This is a genomic window from Streptomyces zagrosensis (assembly GCF_014203645.1).
Lineage (GTDB): Bacteria > Actinomycetota > Actinomycetes > Streptomycetales > Streptomycetaceae > Streptomyces > Streptomyces zagrosensis.
Genome location: NZ_JACHJL010000001.1, coordinates 188,535 through 201,166, shown reverse-complemented (window position 1 = coordinate 201,166; position 12,632 = coordinate 188,535). Strand labels below are relative to the sequence as shown.

14 protein-coding genes are annotated in these 12,632 nt (G+C 69.3%); 9 read left to right on the top strand and 5 right to left on the bottom strand.

What is annotated here, in order from left to right:
- Positions 1–17: 17 nt before the first annotated feature.
- The gene (locus FHS42_RS00865; protein WP_184568535.1) at positions 18–689 is read right to left on the bottom strand and encodes a pirin family protein; all 672 of its coding nucleotides are present in this window, start codon (positions 687–689) and stop codon (positions 18–20) included.
- Between the two features lie 70 nt (positions 690–759).
- Between FHS42_RS00865 and FHS42_RS00860 the strand changes: the two genes are divergently transcribed.
- The 5 genes from FHS42_RS00860 (at position 760) to FHS42_RS00840 (ending at position 5,678) form a co-directional block, all read left to right on the top strand.
- Positions 760–1,938 (top strand): PucR family transcriptional regulator, encoded by a 1,179-nt coding sequence (locus FHS42_RS00860; RefSeq protein ID WP_184568534.1) that lies wholly within the window; start codon positions 760–762, stop codon positions 1,936–1,938.
- A 95-nt stretch (positions 1,939–2,033) separates the two neighbouring features.
- On the top strand, positions 2,034–2,975 hold the full coding sequence (locus tag FHS42_RS00855) for an ACP S-malonyltransferase (protein WP_184568533.1): 942 nt from the start codon (positions 2,034–2,036) through the stop codon (positions 2,973–2,975).
- 13 nt (positions 2,976–2,988) lie between these two features.
- Positions 2,989–4,002: a ketoacyl-ACP synthase III gene (locus FHS42_RS00850; protein WP_184568532.1), complete on the top strand. Its 1,014-nt coding sequence runs from the start codon at positions 2,989–2,991 to the stop codon at positions 4,000–4,002.
- A gap of 96 nt (positions 4,003–4,098) precedes the next feature.
- On the top strand, positions 4,099–4,350 hold the full coding sequence (locus FHS42_RS00845; RefSeq protein WP_184568531.1) for an acyl carrier protein: 252 nt from the start codon (positions 4,099–4,101) through the stop codon (positions 4,348–4,350).
- A 65-nt stretch (positions 4,351–4,415) separates the two neighbouring features.
- Positions 4,416–5,678, top strand: a complete 1,263-nt coding sequence (locus FHS42_RS00840; RefSeq protein ID WP_184568530.1) for a beta-ketoacyl-[acyl-carrier-protein] synthase family protein — start codon at positions 4,416–4,418, stop codon at positions 5,676–5,678.
- 335 nt (positions 5,679–6,013) lie between these two features.
- On the opposite strand, the gene FHS42_RS00835 is transcribed toward FHS42_RS00840, so the two are convergent.
- The gene (locus FHS42_RS00835) at positions 6,014–6,508 is read right to left on the bottom strand and encodes a DUF3145 domain-containing protein (protein ID WP_184568529.1); all 495 of its coding nucleotides are present in this window, start codon (positions 6,506–6,508) and stop codon (positions 6,014–6,016) included.
- 321 nt (positions 6,509–6,829) lie between these two features.
- Here FHS42_RS00835 and FHS42_RS00830 point away from each other — a divergent pair, with 321 nt between their 5' ends.
- Positions 6,830–7,729, top strand: coding sequence for an SGNH/GDSL hydrolase family protein (locus FHS42_RS00830; RefSeq protein ID WP_184568528.1), 900 nt, complete (start codon positions 6,830–6,832; stop codon positions 7,727–7,729).
- Between the two features lie 116 nt (positions 7,730–7,845).
- Here FHS42_RS00830 and FHS42_RS00825 read toward each other — a convergent pair whose 3' ends face one another.
- From FHS42_RS00825 to FHS42_RS00815, 3 genes are all read right to left on the bottom strand, one after another.
- Positions 7,846–8,682 (bottom strand): EI24 domain-containing protein, encoded by an 837-nt coding sequence (locus FHS42_RS00825; protein WP_184568527.1) that lies wholly within the window; start codon positions 8,680–8,682, stop codon positions 7,846–7,848.
- A 208-nt stretch (positions 8,683–8,890) separates the two neighbouring features.
- Complete coding sequence (locus tag FHS42_RS00820) at positions 8,891–9,319, bottom strand: organic hydroperoxide resistance protein (protein WP_184568526.1); 429 nt, start codon at positions 9,317–9,319, stop codon at positions 8,891–8,893.
- Positions 9,320–9,415: 96 nt separating this feature from the next.
- Positions 9,416–10,456 carry an NADP-dependent oxidoreductase gene (locus tag FHS42_RS00815; RefSeq protein ID WP_184568525.1) on the bottom strand — a complete coding sequence of 347 codons (1,041 nt, stop codon included), beginning with the start codon at positions 10,454–10,456 and terminating at the stop codon, positions 9,416–9,418.
- Between the two features lie 90 nt (positions 10,457–10,546).
- On the opposite strand from FHS42_RS00815, the gene FHS42_RS00810 reads away from it, so the two are divergent.
- From FHS42_RS00810 to FHS42_RS00800, 3 genes are all read left to right on the top strand, one after another.
- Positions 10,547–10,990 (top strand): MarR family winged helix-turn-helix transcriptional regulator, encoded by a 444-nt coding sequence (locus FHS42_RS00810; RefSeq protein ID WP_184568524.1) that lies wholly within the window; start codon positions 10,547–10,549, stop codon positions 10,988–10,990.
- Positions 10,991–11,003: 13 nt separating this feature from the next.
- Positions 11,004–11,624, top strand: a complete 621-nt coding sequence (locus FHS42_RS00805; RefSeq protein WP_184568523.1) for a mycothiol-dependent nitroreductase Rv2466c family protein — start codon at positions 11,004–11,006, stop codon at positions 11,622–11,624.
- Positions 11,625–11,876: 252 nt separating this feature from the next.
- Positions 11,877–12,569, top strand: a complete 693-nt coding sequence (locus tag FHS42_RS00800) for a hypothetical protein (RefSeq protein WP_376772490.1) — start codon at positions 11,877–11,879, stop codon at positions 12,567–12,569.
- Positions 12,570–12,632 lie beyond the last annotated feature (63 nt).

Genomic DNA, 12,632 nt, shown 5'->3' with positions numbered 1-12,632 from the left:
GGGCGCCACCAGCAGCCCTAGTAGCCGTAGTGGGGCTCCGCGTGCATCTCCCACACCAAGAACTCCGTGTCGCCCACCGCCGTGGCCCGCACGCCGGGACGCTCAGAGAGCCGCGCGGCATCCCCCGGGCCGAGCGTCTCGCCCGCCAGGCGTACCCCGCCGCGTACCACGTGGAGGTAGAGCGACGGCGCGTCGGGCAACTCCGTGTGCTCGCCGTCCACGAGGCGGCGCGGGTGCAGCACCGCCTCGGTGCGCTCCAGCGCGTACGGGGTAGCGTCGGCGATGCCGCGCACCACCTCGTACTCGGGTTCACCGCCCCAGGTGCCGGGCGTCAGCCACATCTGCACGAAGCGCAGCGGGTGCGCCCCCGCGTTCCGCTCGGTGTGCCGTACGCCGCTACCGGCGCTGAGCCGCTGCACATCGCCTGGTCGGACAACCGTCCGGTGCCCGGTGGAGTCCTCGTGGGTGAGCTCTCCCTCGATCACCCAGGTGACGATTTCCAGGTCGCGGTGTGGATGCTCGTCGAATCCGGCCCCGGGCGCGAGGTGCTCCTCGTTGCACGCCGCAAGCAGTCCGAACCGCACATTGTCTGGGTCGTAAAAGCCCGAGAAGGAGAACGCGTGCCAGGTTTCCATGCCCTGCTCCACGCCGCCTCGGTAGCGCTCACCAGCCCTTTGTACCCACGTCATCGGCCCACGGTAGCCCCTGCCGGGACCCCGTGCCCCCGTGTACCTCACCCGATAAGGCAGGCTTGTGCTCGTGCCTGAACCCGCATCCGCCACTCCGCATCCGCATCCCGCCACCCTCCGCAGACTGGAGAAGTCCTCTGGCAAGCTCGCGGCGGTGGCCATCGCCCGCATGGACGAGCAACTCCCGTGGTATCGGGCGATGCCACCCGAGAACCGTTCGTGGATCGGTCTGGTCGCACAGGCCGGTATCGCGGCGTTCACCGAGTGGTTCCGGCATCCGGAGACCCCGCAGGCGATCAGCACCGATGTGTTCGGCACCGCGCCGCGCGAGCTGACGCGGGCGATCACGCTGCGGCAGACCGTGGAAATGGTCAGGACGACCATCGAGGTCATGGAATCGGCCATCGACGAGGTGGCGGCGCCCGGTGACGAACTGGTGCTGCGCGAGGCGGTCCTGGTGTATGCGCGAGAGATCGCGTTCGCGACCGCCCAGGTGTACGCCCAGGCTGCCGAGGCCAGGGGCGCGTGGGACGCCCGGCTTGAGTCGCTCGTGGTGAACGCGGTGCTCTCCGGAGAGGCGGACGAGGGCGCGCTGTCCCGGGCCGCGGCGCTGGGCTGGACCGCGCCGGAGTCGGTGTGCGTGGTGCTCGGTAAGGCGCCCAGCGGCAACAGCGAGTTGACGGTTGAGGCCATTCGGCGCGCCGCCCGACACGCCAAGGTGCAGGTGTTGACCGGGGTGCTCGGCGAGCGGCTCGTGGTCATCGCGGGCGGCTCGGACAATCCGCTCCAGACGGCCAAGTCGCTCATCGGCCCCTTCGCCGCCGGTCCCGTCGTCGCCGGTCCTGTGGTCAACGACCTGCTGTCGGCGACCCGCTCGGCCGCCGCGGCGGCTGCCGGGCTGCGGGCGAGCGCGGCCTGGCCCGACGCTCCGCGGCCGGTCCTGGCAGACGATCTCCTGCCCGAACGAGCGATGGCCGGAGACCCTGCCGCCCGTGAACAGCTAGTGGAGGAGATCTACAGACCGCTGAGCGAGGCGGGCTCGGCGCTCCTGGAAACGCTGAGCGTTTACCTGGAGCAGGCAAGCAGCCTGGAAGGCGCCGCTCGAATGCTGTTTGTCCATCCCAACACCGTGCGCTACCGGCTGCGACGTGTGACCGACGTCACCGGATGGTCGCCGTCTGATGTGCGGTCCGCGTTCACACTCCGCATCGCCCTGATTCTGGGGCGGCTAGCGGACGCCGGAGTCTGAGTTCACGGGTTTGTGGAAGGCCCACAATTCCCTCGTCGGTTCTTCGTCCCTGTCCCCACGGGCGGGAGGGACCCCTCACAAGAGAGAGTGTGAGAGTGCTCGTACTCGTCGCTCCCGGCCAAGGCGCTCAGACGCCCGGCTTCCTGACCCCCTGGCTCGACCTCCCTGGTGTCGAAGACCAGCTTCGTGCTTGGTCCGCCGACCTTGACCTGGACCTGATCCACTACGGCACGAAGGCCGATGAGGACGAGATCCGGGACACTGCCGTGGCCCAGCCGCTGCTCGTGGCCGCCGCGCTCGTCTCGGCGCGACAGTTGTTCCCGACCGCGGATGACTTCACCGCCCAGGTGGGCGCCGCCGGTGGCCACAGCGTGGGTGAGCTGGCCGCTGCCGCGTTGACCGGCGTGTTGTCGGATGAGGCCGCCCTGCGGCTGGTCCGCACGCGCGGCCTTGCCATGGCCGAGGCCGCCGCCGTGACGCAGACCGGCATGGCCGCGCTCCTGGGTGGTGACCCGGATGTGGTCCTCCCGCACCTGGAGAAGCTCGGCCTGACCCCGGCGAACGTGAACGGCGCGGGCCAGATCGTGGCCGCCGGCACCGTCGAGCAGCTCGCCGCGCTCGCCGCGGACAAGCCGGAAGGCACCCGCAAGGTCGTCGCGCTCAAGGTGGCCGGCGCCTTCCACACCCAGCACATGGCCCCCGCGGTCGCGGCCCTTGAGGCCGCGGTGGCGGAGCTGACGCCCGCCGCCCCGCACACCCGGTACGTGTCCAACAAGGACGGCCAGCTCGTGATGTCCGGCACGGACGTCATCGACCGGCTGGTCGGCCAGGTGGCCAGCCCCGTGCGCTGGGACCTGTGCATGGAAACCTTCAGTGAGCTCGGCGTCACCGCGCTCATCGAGGTGGCGCCCGGCGGCGCCCTCACCGGGCTGGCCAAGCGCGCGCTGCCCGGCGTGAAGCACCTCGCGCTGAAGACCCCGGACCACCTCGAAGCGGCCCGCACGCTGATCGCCGAGCACGCTGTCCCGGCCGAATAGGAGTCCCCAGAGCATGACGTCGAAGATCAAGCCCGCCAAGGGCTCCCCGTACGCGCGCATCCTCGGCGTCGGCGGCTACCGCCCGACCCGCGTGGTGCCGAACGAAGAGATCCTCAAGCACATCGACTCGTCGGACGAGTGGATTCGCTCACGCTCCGGCATCGCCACCCGACACTGGGCCGGCCCGGAGGAGACGGTGGCCGCCATGTCCGTCGAGGCGGGCGGCAAGGCCATCGCGGACGCCGGGATCACGCCGGACCAGATCGGTGCCGTGATCGTCTCGACCGTCTCGCACTTCAAGCAGACCCCGGCCATCGCCACCGAGATCGCACACCGCCTGGGCACCGGCAAGCCCGCCGCCTTCGACATCTCCGCGGGCTGCGCCGGTTTCGGCTACGGCCTGACCCTGGCCAAGAGCCTGGTGGTCGAGGGCAGCGCGGAATACGCGCTGGTCCTCGGCGTGGAGCGGCTGTCCGACCTGACCGACCTGAGCGACCGCGCGACGGCCTTCCTGTTCGGCGACGGCGCGGGTGCCGTGGTGATCGGCCCGGCGAAGGAGCCCGGCATCGGCCCCACCGTGTGGGGTTCGGAGGGCGACAAGTCGAACACGATCATGCAGACCGAGTCCTGGGAGATCTACCGGGACGCCACCGACCTCGGCGAACTGCGCTACCCGGCCATCACGCAAGAGGGCCAGGCGGTCTTCCGCTGGGCCGTCTACGAGATGGCGAAGGTCGCTCAGCAGGCGCTGGACCAGGCCGGCGTGCAGGCCGAAGACCTCGACGTCTTCATCCCGCACCAGGCCAACATGCGGATCATCGACTCGATGGTCAAGACGCTCAAGCTGCCGGAGCATGTCGTGGTCGCCCGCGATGTGGAGTCCACCGGCAACACCTCGGCAGCCTCCATCCCGCTCGCCATGGAACGACTGTTGGCGACCGGACAGGCGAAGAGCGGCGACACCGCTCTCGTCATTGGTTTCGGGGCGGGTCTCGTATACGCCGCGACGGTCGTTACCCTCCCTTAGTCCGTACGATCAATCCGCGGATCTATCAAGATCAGCGCAGCCCGGAACCGTCGGCGCTGCGCACCTCACCGCACAACATTGAAGGAGAGCGCCGACATGGCCGCCACTCAGGAAGAGATCGTCGTCGGTCTCGCAGAGATCGTGAACGAGGTCGCCGGTATCCCGACCGAGGACGTCCAGGTGGACAAGTCCTTCACCGACGACCTGGACGTTGACTCGCTGTCCATGGTCGAGGTCGTCGTCGCCGCTGAAGAGCGCTTCGACGTCAAGATCCCGGACGACGACGTCAAGAACCTCAAGACCGTCGGCGACGCGACGAACTACATCCTCAAGCACCAGTCCGCATAGCACCGCCTGTCGCCACCCGAGCGGTGGCGCATTCCGCACCCTCTACCCGTGGAGAAAGAATCCCTGTGAACGCGACCAATCGCACGGTGGTCGTCACCGGTATCGGCGCAACCACACCGCTGGGTGGCGACAGCGCGTCATTTTGGGAGGGTCTGCTCGCCGGCCGTTCCGGCGTCGGCCCCCTCACCCAGGACTGGGCAGCCCAGTTGCCCGTCCGGATCGCGGCGCAAATCGCCGTGGAACCCGGCGAGTCCATCCCTCGGCCGCAGGCCAGGAAGCTCGACCGGTCGGCGCAGTTCGCGCTGATCGCGGCCCGCGAGGCGTGGGCGGACGCCGGGTACACCGGCAAGGCCGGGGGCGAGGCTTCCCTCGACCCGAACCGGCTCGGCACGGTCATCGCGTCCGGCATCGGCGGAGTGACCACGCTGCTCGGCCAGTACGACATTTTGCGGGAACAGGGTGTGCGCAAGGTGTCGCCGCACACCGTGCCCATGCTCATGCCCAACAGCCCGGCGGCCAACGTCGGGCTTGAGGTGAACGCCCAAGCCGGCGTGCACACCCCGGTGAGCGCCTGCGCCTCGGGCGCCGAGGCCATCGGCTACGCCATCGAGATGATCCGTACCGGCCGCGCCGACGTAGTCGTCGCAGGTGGCACCGAGGCGGCCATCCACCCGCTGCCCATCGCCGCGTTCGGCAACATGATGGCGATGACCAAAAACAACGACGACCCCGAGGGCGCCTCGCGCCCCTACGACACGGGCCGCGACGGCTTCGTGCTCGGAGAGGGCGCCGGCGTTGTGATCCTGGAGTCGGCCGAGCACGCCGCGCAGCGCGGCGCCACGGCCTACTGTGAGGCGATCGGTCAGGGCCTGTCCGCCGACAGCCACCACATCGCACAGCCCGAGCCGTCCGGCAGCGGCATCGCACGCGCCCTACAGAACCTGCTGGACGCCACCGACCTTGGCCCCGCCGAGATCACGCACATCAACGCGCACGCCACCTCGACGCCGCTGGGTGATGTCGCGGAGCTCAAGGCGCTGCGTAAGGTCTTCGGCAACGACGTCGATCACATGGCCATCTCGGCCACCAAGTCGATGACGGGCCATCTGCTCGGCGGCGCGGGCGGCATCGAGACCGTCGCGACGGTCCTTGCCCTCAAGCACCGGGTGGCACCGCCCACGGTCAACATCACCGAGCTCGACCCCGAGGTCGATGGGGACATCGTGCGCGACAAGCCCCGCGAGCTGCCCGCTGGCACCATCGCGGCGCTGAACAACTCGTTCGGCTTCGGCGGCCACAACGTGGCACTGGCCTTCCGTACGATCTGAGCCCCGCGACCCGCCGCTCGGCGGGCCCGGGCCGATCGACCCAGCCTTGTCCACCGCGCGCCGTGGCGGGCGTACGACGAACGCTGGAGCGCCCGCACGGTCTACTGACCGTGCGGGCGCTGTGCTGTGCGGGCGCTGTGCTGTGCGGGCGCTGTGCCGCGCCGTGCCGCGCCATGCCGTGCCGTGCCGTGCCACGGATGGGGGCCTACGCCGAGGATACGAAACCGGGGCGTACGGGGTCACCCGCGAGCCGCACGGAGCCCCATAGGGGCTTCGCATGAGGGCATACGGAGGCCGTACGGGAGCTGAGGGCGGATCAGACAGCCTCGTGTGGCTCACACGACCTGATGCAGCCAGCGCACCGGGGCGCCCTCTCCCGCGTACCGAAACGACTCCAACTCGTCGTCCCAGGGCTTGCCGAGAAGCCGGGTCACCTCGGTCGCCAGGTCACTTTCGCCCCGCGAGGCGCGGCCGAGTGCAGCTCGCAGCCGGTCTTCGGGGATGAGGATGTCACCGTGGATTCCGGTGACGGCGTGAAAGATGCCCAGCTCCGGCGTGGAGCTGTAGCGCTCGCCCTCGGCGGTGGCGCAGGGCTCCGCCGTCACCTCGAAGCGCAGCAGGTGCCAGCCGCGCAGCGCGGACGCGAGTTTGGACGCGGTGCCTGCCTGGCCCTGCCACGAGATCTCCGCGCGCCAGGTGCTGGGCGCGGCGGGCTGTCTGATCCAGTCCAGGGTGACGCGCACGCCGAGGACGCCCGCGATGGCCCATTCAATGTGCGGGCACAGCGCGCGCGGGGCGGAGTGAACGTACAGAACTCCACGTGTCGTCACCGGGACCTCCAGTGCGGTTCGAGGTTCGCCTTCCCCAGCGGCCTCGCGCTCCGTACCGGTTTGCGCCCAGGGCAGAGTCATTCTGCCCCAATGATCACACCTGCACCAGCCCCCGAGGCTACCTACAGTAAACACTACCGGGGGTAATTCTCTCTAAATGGGACAGTAAATGACGCGATGTAATCCTCTGGTACCGGAACGCGGACTCCCATGGTTGGAGTCCACCTCACACGGGAAAAGCTACCGCGCGGTGACGCCCGAGGAGTGACGTACCGTCGGTCCCGGATACATATCATTGCTCGGCACGAGGGGGGAACAGCGATGCGGGACCACGCTCGGTCAACTCGGCTCCGACGTTCCACAGCAGCCACTGCGCTGCTGGCCTGCGCGGCCCTACTCGCAGGGTGCACCGGCGATGACGATGGCCCCAGTTCCAAAAGCGGCACTTCGGGTGCCAAGCGCCCCGCGGTGAAACCCACCCCGACGTGGGACACCCGTCCTGGCTCCATTGCCTCCGTCGGGGACTCGATCACCCGGGGTTACGACGCCTGCTCGGTGCTCTCCGACTGCCCGGAAGCCTCCTGGTCCACCGGTTTGGACGTGGACAGCCTGGCCAAGCGACTGCTGCCCAACCCGCAGCAGCACACCTGGAACTACGCCGAGACCGGCGCGCTGATGGCCGATCTACCGGCGCAGCTCCAAACGGCGACGGTCAAGCGGCCCGAGTTGGTCACCGTAATGATCGGGGCCAACGACGCCTGCCGGGACTCGGTCGCCGAGATGACGTCGGTGGAAGACTTCCGGGCCGACTTCACGGCATCGCTGACCGCGTTGCGGCGTGCACTGCCCAAGACGCAGGTCTACGTGGCCAGCGTGCCCGACCTCAAGCGGCTGTGGTCGGAGGGCCGCAAGGACCCGGTCCGGCGGCAGGTGTGGAAGCTGGGCATCTGCCCGGTGATGCTGCGCGACCCGCAGTCCACACACGATCGAGCGAACGAACGGCGCGACCAGGTGCAGCAGCGGGTGCGCGACTACAACACGGTGCTGCGGGACGTATGCGGCAAGCTCGTGCTGTGCCGGTACGACCAGGCGGTGCACCGTTACCGCTTCACGGGCGATGAGCTGAGCAAGTGGGACTGGTTCCACCCCAGCAAGGAGGGCCAGCAAAAGCTGGCGGACCTGGCCTACCAGGAGATCAGCCGGCGCGAGACGCACGCCTAGCGCAACCGCCGCCACCCGGGCCCGTATCCGCGGTGCGTCGTCACCACCGAAACCTAGGCTCAGCCGTACCGTGCGACATCCCGTGGTGCGCCACGGGATGCCGCACACGTGGTGGGTCAGCGGGGGCCCATCGGGTCGGGGCCGTGCGGGCCCGGCCCGCCTGGGATGCCCGTGCCCAGTGCGGTGTCGCCGGAGGCGGGTGGGTCCTGCGACGTCGGCTCCCCCAGCAGATCGCGGGCGAGTAGCGTCGCCCCGGCTACCGCGCCCGGCATCACCACAACGGCGGCCAGGGGCACCAGGAAGAGCAGCGTGAGCGGCACCCCGAAGCCGAGCACGAGGAGCTTGCGAGAGCGCAGCAGGCGCAGCCGCTCGGCGAGCGGGACGCGGCGGCGCTGGAGCGCGACGGCGGTCAACTCCTCGGTGAGGAAGAAGCCGGCGATGCAAAAGCCGATGGCGGGGATCGCGGTCTGGCCGATGACGGGCAGGAAACCCGCCACGAACAGCAGCGTGCCCCACAGCACGACGCGGATGACGACGGTGGTGCTTTCCCGTAGGGCGATGAGCAGTTCGCGCCAGAGCGGCAGTCCCGATTCCGGGGCGTGCCCGTCGAGGGAGAGGTCCACGCGTTCGGAGAGGGATTCGTAGAACGGCTGGCCCACCAGCAGGGTGACGGCGGTGAAGGTGATCAGCGCGAGCAGCAGACAGCCGCCGAAGAACAACACGGCAAGTGCGCCGCGGAACAGCCCGAGCCAGGGGGTGCCCCAGTCATCGGCGAAGGGCGTCAGCCAGGAGATCGCGTCGTCGGTCCACAGGCCGAGTGCGATCAGCGCGGCGACATAGCCGACCAGCGTGATCAAGGCGGGCACCATGCCGAACCCCCAGGAACGGGGGTGTTGGGCCATCCATCGCTGACCCTTGATCAAATAGCCCACACCGGTCGCCAGATCTCGCATTGGCGCAGCTTAAGCGATGGTGAGCGGACCGGCCGGCCAGGGGCGGTGGAGCCGTCTTCGATGCGGCGGGTGGGGCATGGATCGCGTACGCCCGGGCGCCGCCCACGGCCTGCGAGAGACCGTGCGTACCGGCGGGGCCCGGGCGTCAGTCGCTGCCTGAAGGCAACAAAAAAGGCAGCTTGGGGCAGCAAAGGGCAACGAAAGGGCCTCAGTTGGCCGTGAGTGTCACCTGAATGTTGCCGCGGGTCGCGTTGGAGTACGGGCAGACCTGGTGGGCCTTTTCCACCAGGTCCTTGGCCGCGGCGGCGGTCATGTTCGGGATGGCCGCCGAGATCTCGACGGTAAGGCCGAACCCACCGTCCGGCGTCTTGCCTAGGCCGACCTTGGCAGTGACGGTGGAGCCGGAGATGTCGGCCTTCTCGCGCCGGGCCACGACGCCGAGCGCGCCCTGGAAGCAGGCGCTGTAACCGGCGGCGAACAGCTGCTCGGGGTTGGTTCCCGCGCCGCTGCCGCCCATCTCCTGCGGCGGATTGACGATGACGTCGAGCTTGCCGTCGTCAGTGGCGACGCGGCCGTCACGGCCGTTCTCGGCGGTGGCCACGGCGGTGTACGCGACGTCAACGGGCTGGATGGGCATGGTGGTTCCTCCTGGTGGGTGCCGCGGTTCGCGCCCGCGACCGCGGCACTGGGTTGCCGAGCCTCACCAAGCTGGCCCGGGCGCATACGGAGAGCGTCAGTCCGCGAGGCCGACGATCATCTTGCCGATGTTCTCGCCGCGCAGCAGGCCGAGGAAGGCGTCCACGGCGTTCTCGATGCCGGGCACCACCGTCTCGCGGTAGCGCAGGCTGCCATCGCGCAGCCAACCGCCGACCTCGTCCACGAACGGGCCGCGCAGGTCGAAGTGGTCCCTGACGAGCATGCCCTCCATCCGCAGCCGCTTGCCGATGATCAGCGGCAGGTTGTGCGGGGCCGGGCTGGGCTCGGTCGCGTTGTAGACGGCGATCATTCCGCAGACGGCGATCCGGCCGTGCACGTTGAGGGAGCCGATGGCGGCCTCCAGATGGTCGCCGCCGACGTTGTCGAAATAGACGTCGATGCCGTCCGGGGCGGCTTCCTTGAGCTGCTCGGCGACCGGGCCCTTCTTGTAGTTGAAGGCCGCGTGGAAGCCGTACTCCTCCAGCAGGAGTTGGACCTTTTCGTCCGAGCCCGCGCTGCCGATCACGCGCGAAGCACCCTTGAGCCGGGCAATCTGCCCGACCTGGCTGCCGACCGCGCCCGCGGCCCCGGAGACGAAGACGGTGTCGCCCTCCTGGAAGGAGGCGACGCGCAGCAGGCCCGAGTAGGCGGTGAGGCCGGTCATTCCGAGCACGCCGAGGTAGGCGCTGAGCGGGGCGATGTCGGGGTCGATGGCGGTGGCTTGCTTGCCCTCCACGACCGCGTACTCCCGCCAGCCGAGACCGTGCAGCACGTGGTCGCCGGGGCGGTAGCCGGGCGTGTCGGGGCCAACGGCGGCCACGACGCCGACCGCGCCGCCGTCCATCGGCTTGTTGAGCTCGAACGGCGGCGTGTACGACTTCACATCGTTCATCCGGCCCCTCATATACGGATCTACCGACATATGAGTGTTCTGCACCAGGATCTGCCCCGGACCCGGCTCTGCAACGCCCACCTCCCGCAGCGCGAAGTCGTCGAGCGTGGGCCAACCCTGCGGACGGGCGACGAGGTGCCACTCACGGCTGGTGGCGGGGAGACCGGTCGGGTGGGTGACGGACATGCAGCGACCCCTTCAGATACTTCACTAGGTGAAACAACCATGCACCTAGATATTTCATGGTGTCAAGCAACCGGGGGTATCCTGGCGCGTATGGCCCCTCGTACCGACCCACTCACCTTCGAGGTCGTCGAGCTCATCGGCGCCGTCGTGGCGCGCTACCACGAGGAATACGAGCAGGCGGCGGCCAAACACGCGCTCACCGGCGCGCAAGCGCGGGTGCTTGGTCTACTCGCCCGCGAACCGATGCCGATGCGCCGGATCGCGCAGCAACTCAAGTGCGAGCCGTCGAACATCACCGGCATCGTGGACCGCCTCGAAGGCCGGGGCCTGGTAGAGCGCCGACCCGACCCCGCCGACCGCCGGGTCAAACTCGCCGCCACCACCGAGACGGGCCTGAATACCGCGCTTCGATTGCGCGGCTCGCTCGACTTCGCAAGTGAGCCCCTGGCCGGGCTCTCCCATCAGGAACGCACGGTGCTACGTGATCTTCTGCAAAGGATGCTGGGGATCACAGCCGCTGCCTCCCCCGAGTAGTTAGGTTCGGATCATGAGTGATCAGACCACACGTCATTCCGTTGATTTCTACTTCGACCCCGCCTGCCCCTTCGCCTGGATCACCTCGCGCTGGATTTTGGAGGTCGAGCAGCACCGCGACCTCGATCTGCGTTTTCGCGTGATGAGCCTGTCCGTGCTCAATGAGGGGCGGGACGACCTCCCGGAGCGTTACAAGGAGTCCCTTGAGCGGAACTGGGGCCCGGTCCGGGTGTGCATAGCCGCAGCCCAGCAGCATGGCGAGGAGGTGCTGCGCGATCTGTACACCGCGCTCGGCACCCGCATACACAACGAAGAGCGCGAGGTGAGCCGGGTCCTGATCGAGGAGGCGCTGGCCGAGGCGGGCCTGCCAACGGATCTCGCGGACGCGGCGGACAGCACCGTCTATGACGAGGCACTGCGCAAGAGCCACCACGAGGGAATGGACCCGGTCGGCGAGGACGTCGGCACCCCGACCCTGCACATTGACGGTATCGCCTTCTTCGGTCCCGTACTGACGGGCATACCCCGCGGCGAGGAGGCGGTACGCGTCTTCGACGGGGCCCGTCTGCTGGCCGGTTATCCGAAGTTCTTTGAGCTGAAGCGCACTCGGACTGGCGAGTTGGACTTCTCGTAACCCGCACTGACGAGTTGCATCCCTCGTTGGCCCGGCCCGGCGTTGGCGCGGCGCGGCGCGGCGCGGCGATAGTACGGTCCGGCGGCGTCGCGACAGCATGCCGAGACGCCGCCGGGTCGCCGGCTCGGAGCTTGGGGCCGGGGCTTGGGGCTTGGGACTCGGGGCTTGGAACTCGCGGCATCAGGGCTCAGTGCGCAACCTCTTGGCGCTGCCTGGTCCGCGCACCGCCGCGGGTGCGCCACGATGGGAACCATGAACTCCCCGTCTGATGCGGAAGATCCCCGCGGTGACCCCGAAAGCGGCGCCCCGTCGTCGGCATACGCGGGACCCCGCGGCGGTCCTCGGCTCGGGCCCGCTTTCGGGCCGCTGCACTTCCAACTCGTGCTGTTGCGTCGCATGGCCGACCATCAGCCAGACCGAGTCGAGGAAGCGCTGCGGGAGTTGGAGGTGAGCAGGGCCGATTTGCGTGAGGCGAACCGCCGTTGGCAGGCCATGGTGCGCTCGCCGCGCCAGCAAGGTGCCGTACGGCGCTACCGCTCGGTGCTCGGCCCGCCCGATTCGGCGGCCCCGCGCCGGGTCGGCGATCTGGTGTGCGAGGCGCTGAGCTGGCCGGTGCCGCTGTGGCCCGCGCTGCGGTTTGAGGTACTGACCGGGCCGGGTGGGGCGGTGTGGAACGAGTGGCTGGTCCGTGCACCGCAGGCGGCGGGGCCCGCGCTGCGTACCGCGGCGGAGCTGCTGCCCTGGTCGTGCACGGTCGATGAGGTGGCCCGTGCCTTCGCCCCGGCGCGCCCCCTGGAGGGAACGGCGCCCACGCGGTGGCGGCTCGCGTTCACGGCGCCTACGGGGCCGCCCGAAACGGGCGTGGCCGGGACGCCGGGGCAGCGGGAGAACTACGTTGCGGAGTTCACGTGGGGCTTGCTCCAGCGGGTGGGGGTAGCGAAGTGAGAACGGCGCGGATGCCGCCGCGCCGCCACCCCCCTAGAGCCACGCAGCCGTAGAGCCATGCAG

Excerpts from the sequence above, each read along its gene's own strand:
- FHS42_RS00810 (WP_184568524.1), top strand. The coding sequence starts at position 10,547 with ATGGCCCCTCGTACCGACCCACTCACCTTCGAGGTCGTCGAGCTCATC.
- FHS42_RS00825 (WP_184568527.1), bottom strand. The coding sequence starts at position 8,682 with ATGCGAGATCTGGCGACCGGTGTGGGCTATTTGATCAAGGGTCAGCGA.
- FHS42_RS00815 (WP_184568525.1), bottom strand. The coding sequence starts at position 10,456 with ATGTCCGTCACCCACCCGACCGGTCTCCCCGCCACCAGCCGTGAGTGG.
- FHS42_RS00865 (WP_184568535.1), bottom strand. The coding sequence starts at position 689 with ATGACGTGGGTACAAAGGGCTGGTGAGCGCTACCGAGGCGGCGTGGAG.
- FHS42_RS00820 (WP_184568526.1), bottom strand. The coding sequence starts at position 9,319 with ATGCCCATCCAGCCCGTTGACGTCGCGTACACCGCCGTGGCCACCGCC.
- FHS42_RS00805 (WP_184568523.1), top strand. The coding sequence starts at position 11,004 with ATGAGTGATCAGACCACACGTCATTCCGTTGATTTCTACTTCGACCCC.
- FHS42_RS00845 (WP_184568531.1), top strand. The coding sequence starts at position 4,099 with ATGGCCGCCACTCAGGAAGAGATCGTCGTCGGTCTCGCAGAGATCGTG.
- FHS42_RS00830 (WP_184568528.1), top strand. The coding sequence starts at position 6,830 with ATGCGGGACCACGCTCGGTCAACTCGGCTCCGACGTTCCACAGCAGCC.
- FHS42_RS00800 (WP_376772490.1), top strand. The coding sequence starts at position 11,877 with ATGAACTCCCCGTCTGATGCGGAAGATCCCCGCGGTGACCCCGAAAGC.
- FHS42_RS00850 (WP_184568532.1), top strand. The coding sequence starts at position 2,989 with ATGACGTCGAAGATCAAGCCCGCCAAGGGCTCCCCGTACGCGCGCATC.